5 protein-coding genes are annotated in these 6,683 nt (G+C 48.2%); 2 read left to right on the top strand and 3 right to left on the bottom strand.

The window, feature by feature from the left end:
- Window positions 1-277 precede the first annotated feature (277 nt).
- Window positions 278-1,231, top strand: coding sequence for a DUF3239 domain-containing protein (locus tag H6G89_RS22780; RefSeq protein WP_190510689.1), 954 nt, complete (start codon window positions 278-280; stop codon window positions 1,229-1,231).
- A 35-nt stretch (window positions 1,232-1,266) separates the two neighbouring features.
- Here the strand turns inward: H6G89_RS22780 and H6G89_RS22775 are convergent, their stop codons facing one another.
- The 3 genes from H6G89_RS22775 to H6G89_RS22765 all read right to left on the bottom strand — a co-directional run bounded on the left by H6G89_RS22775 (window position 1,267) and on the right by H6G89_RS22765 (window position 5,003).
- Window positions 1,267-2,895: a WG repeat-containing protein gene (locus tag H6G89_RS22775; protein WP_190510687.1), complete on the bottom strand. Its 1,629-nt coding sequence runs from the start codon at window positions 2,893-2,895 to the stop codon at window positions 1,267-1,269.
- Between the two features lie 415 nt (window positions 2,896-3,310).
- Window positions 3,311-3,853: a nucleotidyltransferase family protein gene (locus H6G89_RS22770; protein WP_190510685.1), complete on the bottom strand. Its 543-nt coding sequence runs from the start codon at window positions 3,851-3,853 to the stop codon at window positions 3,311-3,313.
- A 94-nt stretch (window positions 3,854-3,947) separates the two neighbouring features.
- Complete coding sequence (locus tag H6G89_RS22765) at window positions 3,948-5,003, bottom strand: YcbK family protein (protein WP_190510683.1); 1,056 nt, start codon at window positions 5,001-5,003, stop codon at window positions 3,948-3,950.
- Window positions 5,004-5,383: 380 nt separating this feature from the next.
- Here H6G89_RS22765 and H6G89_RS22760 point away from each other — a divergent pair, with 380 nt between their 5' ends.
- Window positions 5,384-6,286, top strand: coding sequence for a cation diffusion facilitator family transporter (locus tag H6G89_RS22760; RefSeq protein ID WP_190510681.1), 903 nt, complete (start codon window positions 5,384-5,386; stop codon window positions 6,284-6,286).
- Window positions 6,287-6,683 lie beyond the last annotated feature (397 nt).

Raw genomic sequence — 6,683 nt, 5'->3', positions numbered from 1 at the left:
ATCGAGGAGTTCAGGTCGAAAAGTCATAGTACGAGTGTCTCGGGTCTAGTAGTTCATTAGATCTCATTTCTGACCTTTGACACAATCTAATTTACAATCCCTCTCTTCTTAGTGGAGATTGGCAAATCGGCAATGACAAATTCCCCTAACCCTCCCCTCACGGTAGACCCTCGAACACGCGCCTCTAATCCCGGCAAGCTTCGTATCAACTACCTTCTCTGGTTTAGCTCATTTCCCCAAAAAACCAACTCGGTTGCTAATTCCACTCATTTTTCTAGTGGCATTGGCTCTTCTAATAAATCTGATTTTTATATCAGCAGCAATTGGACTTGTCCAAACTGGTAAAAGTTTAGAGAACTTACCTCTTGCCTTGTTAGGCATCATTATATTTGATGCATTTTTTTGGTTAGGCATATCACAACAGTTAAACCAACTTAAATGGTTGCTCAATCATGTGCGTGAGCATTTTATTTATGGCTGTGTTAACCCTGGTGTTGTCGTTGCATCAAATCCGCCTTTAGTCGCTGTGCTGACCAATCTCTCTACTGGTAGACAGCAACACTATGTCATCAAAATCTTGCCTCAGCCGTTGCGATGGATCAAGAATGGTATTCCTTCAGTGGGTACAAAACTTGCTACGGTTGCTTTATATCAGGGCAGCGGTCAAAAGGGTTCCTGGGATGACTTTCATCCAATTGCAATTAACTGTGTCACTGATGATCCAACGGATATAGAGCGGGTGTTTCAGAGTATCCCAGCATGGGAATGGAAACATCTCGAAATGGGGTTTGACTACATTCAGGAAACAAAACCAGGACTATACAATGTTCCTTTTGTTCACTGTGGATTTTGTCACGAAATTGTCTTTTTTTCGCATTACGCCAGTCACCGAGCAGAACACACAAAACGTCTGCAAGACGGTCAAATGACCGATCATATTACTGTTCCACCGGAACAGCGTTATCAGGGAACCCTGGATGCAGTGCCACAAACTTACTTCCACCCGCATTGCGAAGTCGCAACTCAAATGCCAGAAACGATGATTCGCAGTTACTTAGTCAATCCATTTTTGTATGGTGAATACACGTTCTGCTGTGGTTGTCATGATTATGTCCTTCAGCATGAGCTTTACTGGTGTGAAACGGGGCAATGTTTGATGGATTACTTTCAAGAGTTAAAAGATGAGTATGTCCAGGCAAATGGTGATGTTCCGCCCCGTCCATTGGTATAGTAATCGAGGGGTGGTTAGAGAGCTTTAGCATTCTTCTATGGATTGGTAGGGCGAGGCAGTTGGATGTAACCCCACCTTCCCCCTTGAAGAACATTGGAGAAAAAACATCCGTCACTGTGAGTGCAACCCGTTTGTACCAATGTCCACCGTCCGCCTACATTGACTCGCGCCATCCCATCTGAGACGCGATCGCCATCGATAAATTGAGTCGCGATCGCCCATTGACCGTTGCGATCGATAAATCCTGCCTGATCACCCCGTCGTACCATGGCAATGCCCCCAGAAAAGGGAGTTGCCACTGGCACATAAGAATTTAAGGGGGCATAAAATCGAGGTTGAATGACCACGTCACCTGCACGGTTGATGTAACCCCAGGTTAATCCGTCGTTAACCATAGGAACCCGAACCGCCGCCAATCCTTCGGAGAAAGGTTCAGCGTTATAAAATTGTGGCTCTATCACGAACCTTCCGGTGCGATCGATATAGCCCCACAAAGCATCTGATGAAGGAGAAGATCGGACTTTCACAGCTGCCAACCCATCTGAAAAAGCTCTGACCTCTTCAAAGGCAGGTTGAATGACGATCGCCCCTGTTTTGTCAATAAAGCCATATTTGCCGTCTACCGCGATCGCTGCCAATCCTTGAGCAAAAGAAGCTACGTAATAGGGCTGCGGTTCGATGACGATTGCTCCAGTTTTATCGATGAATCCAGTTTGTTCAGTTTCAGTACGGATACTGGCTAACCCATCTGAGAAGTCGCCCGGACGAGTGGTAAATTGCAGCGGAATCACATAGGCTCCAGTGCGATCGATAAAGCCCCACTGGAAGCCAACTCGCACGGCTGCCAACCCTTCGGAAAACATCCACGCTTCATCAAACTGGGGAGGAATGACAACTTCTCCCCGTTGATTCATATACCCGGTTTTGCCATTGAATGCGAAGGGAGCTAAACCCTCCGAAAAGCGGTCATATCCTCCCATTTCCGGGGGAATGGTAAATAGCGTGCGATCGCCTGCAATGTACTCCAAAGGCACCGTTCGAGGTAACCCAACCGCCTGACACATCAATGCAGCCAACTCTCCACGAGTGATGGCTTGGTTGGGTCGCAGTTGCCGCACATTGGGATAGTTCACTACTAACCGCCCCACCGTTCCTGCGGCAATTGCTCTCCTGGCATACGCTGGCACCTGTTGAGCATCATCAAAGTACTGTTGAAGAACGGTATCCGTTTCCCAACTATGCATGTGAGTTGCATTAGCCAGAATGGCGATCGCCTGCACCCGAGGAATCGCTTCTGTAGGTCGAAATGTTCCATCGGGATAGCCTGAGAAAAATGCTCGTGCATAGGCATCCCGAATAGCTTGATAGCCCCAATAGCTTGCAGGAACATCTCGAAACATCCTGAGAGGGCGAGTCGGCTCAACATTTCTAAACGAGTTGAGCATGAGAATGGCAAACTCAGTGCGGGTGACCGTTGCTTCAGGACGAAATGTGCCATCCGGATAGCCACTCACTCGGTTCTGTGCTGCCAATTGGTCGATACAGGTGGTTGCCCAGTGGGATTGGGTATCTGAAAAAGCAAGCGCACTGGAATGGGTGAGTGTGCAGGTGAGAGTGGCGATCGCTGACAGAGTGAGGGAGTGGAGAAAGCGGTTAACAGGCATGAAACACTAACGGAGTCGAAGGAGTGAATTAATGGAGCGGTAATTAGGGTGGATGTTTGATTAGACCACCGTAGAACCAGTGTATCGGCATCACTGCTTTGCAGTGAGAAACCGATATGCCAGTTGTGTCAGTGCTCTAGAGTGACAAAACGGTGGTAAAAGCAATGGCTCAAACCTGATACTGGGAAAGCTTTCTGACTCGCCCCCGCCCATCGAATGTGGCTACGGCTATATCAGCAACTCCCTGGCTGTACGGGTTTGGCATTGCCAAATCGCTCCACAAAAATTGCACTTTATTGAATCCATAATCCTTAGGAGATTTCCAGGAAACAAAATACCTGTAAGGGCGTTTCGCGAAATGCCCCTACCAAAAACCGACTGGTAGATTCTTTCTCAGAAATCTCCTTAGTAATCTCTACGCCAACTGCAAATTGGGACATTGCTGCAAAAAAGTAGCCGCTTTTTGTTCCGCTGCGGAATCTTGATAGTGGGCTGGAGTCGGGCGAATCACCCCCTGAAACAGATCGTCCAACCCATAGGGCATAAAGAACTGCCAGTGATCTTGCAGGTCAACCCGGACACCTACCGCTGTTGCAGTATGCAGCCAATCAGCAATGCCATCCTCAGTACTGTCATAAGGTCTACGCCCATTGCGCCAACGGGCAAAACTTGCCTGATTCTTAACATCAAATTGATAGGTAGGAAACTGTTGTGTTAAGGCATCCTTGGCGGTTAACTCCTGCTCCCGATCTCCTTGGGCGTCAAAGAATGCAATATCAAAGTCTTTAATCACTAACTGACAACTATCGCCAAACAGCGATCGCCACACGGTATTGCGAACCGCTCCACCCGCCAACCACCAATTGGGCAACTTGAGAGAGGCGATCGCAGGTAACACTAAACCTACTGGGGAATCAGCCAGAATGGTTTGTAGGGCTTGTGTATCTGGATGGGGCATATCTAGGTTCCAATTGACAAAAAACAAGGGGCTGTAGCCCCTTGCTCTAATAGACTTGGTTGCAATTATACGAAGTTTGGCTTGGGAGCCTGGCTTAAAAACCCCACTTCCGCTTGGGACCCACATCCAGGTGCAAAATATGCTTACGGTTACCGGGATAGATCCCTAAACCACCGGGCCACCAGGACATAAGAGCTTGACCCAGTTGTCTGCCGCTATACCCTGCTACGACCACATCAACTCCACTACCCGTAAGGTGTTGACTTCTTTTTGCCCCTCTTGCCTTAGCATTCCAGGGATCTGGACGATACCAGGAGGTGATTCGGAAGGGTTTGCCGATCTGCTGTCTGGCCTTCTCAAGCTGGGTGGCAAGTTTGACCATGTTATCAACGTGAGCCGCTTGCTGTGGAATTCTTACTCCACCGTGGGTGACCTGCCCCCAGGTAAACACTCCCCCTGGAACAACAGGTTGGTCAGTGTAGACAACTCCTTTGCCACCTGGCAGGGTAATCTTCTTGCCAGTAAAGTTTCCTGCTGCGGGTTGTGCAGGTTGTGTTTGAGTCGGAATTGTGGCGGGTTGAGCCGCCGTTTTAGGTAATGGATAGACCAATTCGTCATTTAGCTCAATATGCGCATGTTGGTCTAAGACATACCAGGTGCTCATTCCGTTGATGTAATCGTCGGGATCAGCGATCGCACATTTGATGTGATTATTAAAGCTGCCCTTGGCGTCAGCATAGGCATAGGAGTGAAGCTCAATCACCTTGCCTTTGCTGATGTTAACTTTTTCGTTTGCCGGGAGTTTAGAGGAATCAACAGGTTGACGCTTTAAGATAGTGTCTTGATCGATCTCAAGAACCAGGGGCGAGGCTTGCTCTTCTTGTGGATAAACAACTTCGCCATCAAATAAAACTTCAATGTGCGGGCTGTAGGCATACCAGGTATTGAACCCCTGAAGGCTTTGATTTAACAGGGCGAATTTGATATGCCCGTCAAAATCTCCATCACCATCTGCATAGGCATAAGACTGAATCTCGAATTCCTTTCCAGCCTCAATTTTGCAGAGTTGTTCAGCAGTGAGCTCACTGGATAGCTTAGGTTCCCGCTTGAACAGGGTATCCTTGACAATTTTCAAGACCTGCTTGGTCATAGGTTAATCCTCAGTTTAGATGCAAGTTAGATGCCAATGATTCAGCTACTTCTAGGTGAGAGTTCAGGAGTCCCGCACACTCATCGAGATTTATGCTGATTGTAATGGTTCCCCAAAAAAGGTTGGGCTAACCTCACTTTTTGTCACGATCGCCTCACACACCGTCAATATATCTCTAGATGGAAGATTTCTTAGTGGATCTATGCCTAAAAAGCAGTATCTTAAGGAATTCTCCGCTAACTCTTGAATAAAACTTTATCTCTTTAAGAGGTTGTTGGCGTTAATGCTGTATAAAAGCAGTCTCTGGAAAAGTCGGTGCGATCGCTGGGGGTGACGTTTTACACTAGAGGCTGTGAAACCGAAATGATCAGGTTAAATACGTGGTTGCCGATCGCCGCTCAACCGTCCGCAAAGTTTTAATAATTACCCTCATACTCAACCTTGCAGTGATGGGGTTGAAGGTGTTTGTGGGTACTGTAACTGGTTCTCTGAGTTTGCTTGCGGATGCGCTACATAGCATTACAGACAGTGCAAATAATATTTTGGGACTCGTTGCCAGTCATTTCTCTTCCCCTGAACCCGACCGCAACCATCCCTATGGACACCAAAAATTTGAGGCATTGGGAGCCTTGGGGATCGCCGCTTTCCTGGGGATCGCTTGCTTTGAAATTTTACAAGGGGCGATCGCTCGTCTGATCGATGGAGGGGAACCCGTTCGCATCCAAGGTTCAGAGCTATGGCTGTTGTTAGTTGTTTTAGGAGTGAATATTTTTGTAGCTTTTTATGAACGCTATGTAGGGCAGCGGATCGATAGCCCCATTTTGTTGGCAGATGCCAAGCACACCATGAGCGATATTTGGGTCACGATCAGTGTGCTGGCAGGTTTGATTGGTATCTGGTCACTTGGGTTTCAGTGGTTAGATGTTGTCCTGTCTTTCCCAGTTGCGCTGCTGGTTTTTTGGAGTGGCTGGACGGTATTGCGAGACAATCTGCCCTGGCTCGTTGATGAGGTGGCGATCGCCCCAGAGGCAATTCACGATGTGGTGATGCAAGTTCCAGGAGTGCTCAACTGCCACAGCATCGCCTCTAGAGGCTTGTTAGGGCGACAGGTGTTTATTGAAATGCACTTAATTGTGGATGCGACGGATGTCGAAACGGCACACGAGATTACTGAAGCCGTAGAGGCTCATCTTGAAGAACGATTTAGCCCAGTGCGAATCAGCATCCATGTCGAACCACCTCGATATCACTCAAATGAGATCAGTTACTCTACAGGAGAGTAGGGTTCGCAGGGCGAGTCTGAATTCGTAGTTACCGAAGCCGACCCTGCCCTCACGAACTAATACCAATTTGAATTGGCTTCGCTGCACATGATTCCGTAGGGGCGTTTCGCGAAACGCCCCTACCCACTGATCTGCCACAATCAAACATTAAATCGGTATAACGTCAGTTCGGTTTAAGAGCCCGGCGAATAGATTCGCGGCTACTAGAGCCAAGTCCGCCGACGCGGACTCCGGAAAAGGCAGGATTTGACGAACCGACGCAGGTTGGTTTTGCTCCTATAGCTGTGGTTTTATAGCAGTACTCACTAAGGTTAGAAAGGGGTGCAAGGGTGGAACCCCTGGCTCGGGGCGCAGCCCCCACACCCCCTTATGTCCTAATGCATATGCGTAGGGCTAT

Origin of the sequence: Oscillatoria sp. FACHB-1407, assembly GCF_014697545.1 — a bacterium.
Lineage (GTDB): Bacteria > Cyanobacteriota > Cyanobacteriia > Elainellales > Elainellaceae > FACHB-1407.
The sequence above is the reverse complement of the archived record's forward strand: the minus strand, read 5'-3'. Positions and strand labels throughout refer to the sequence as shown.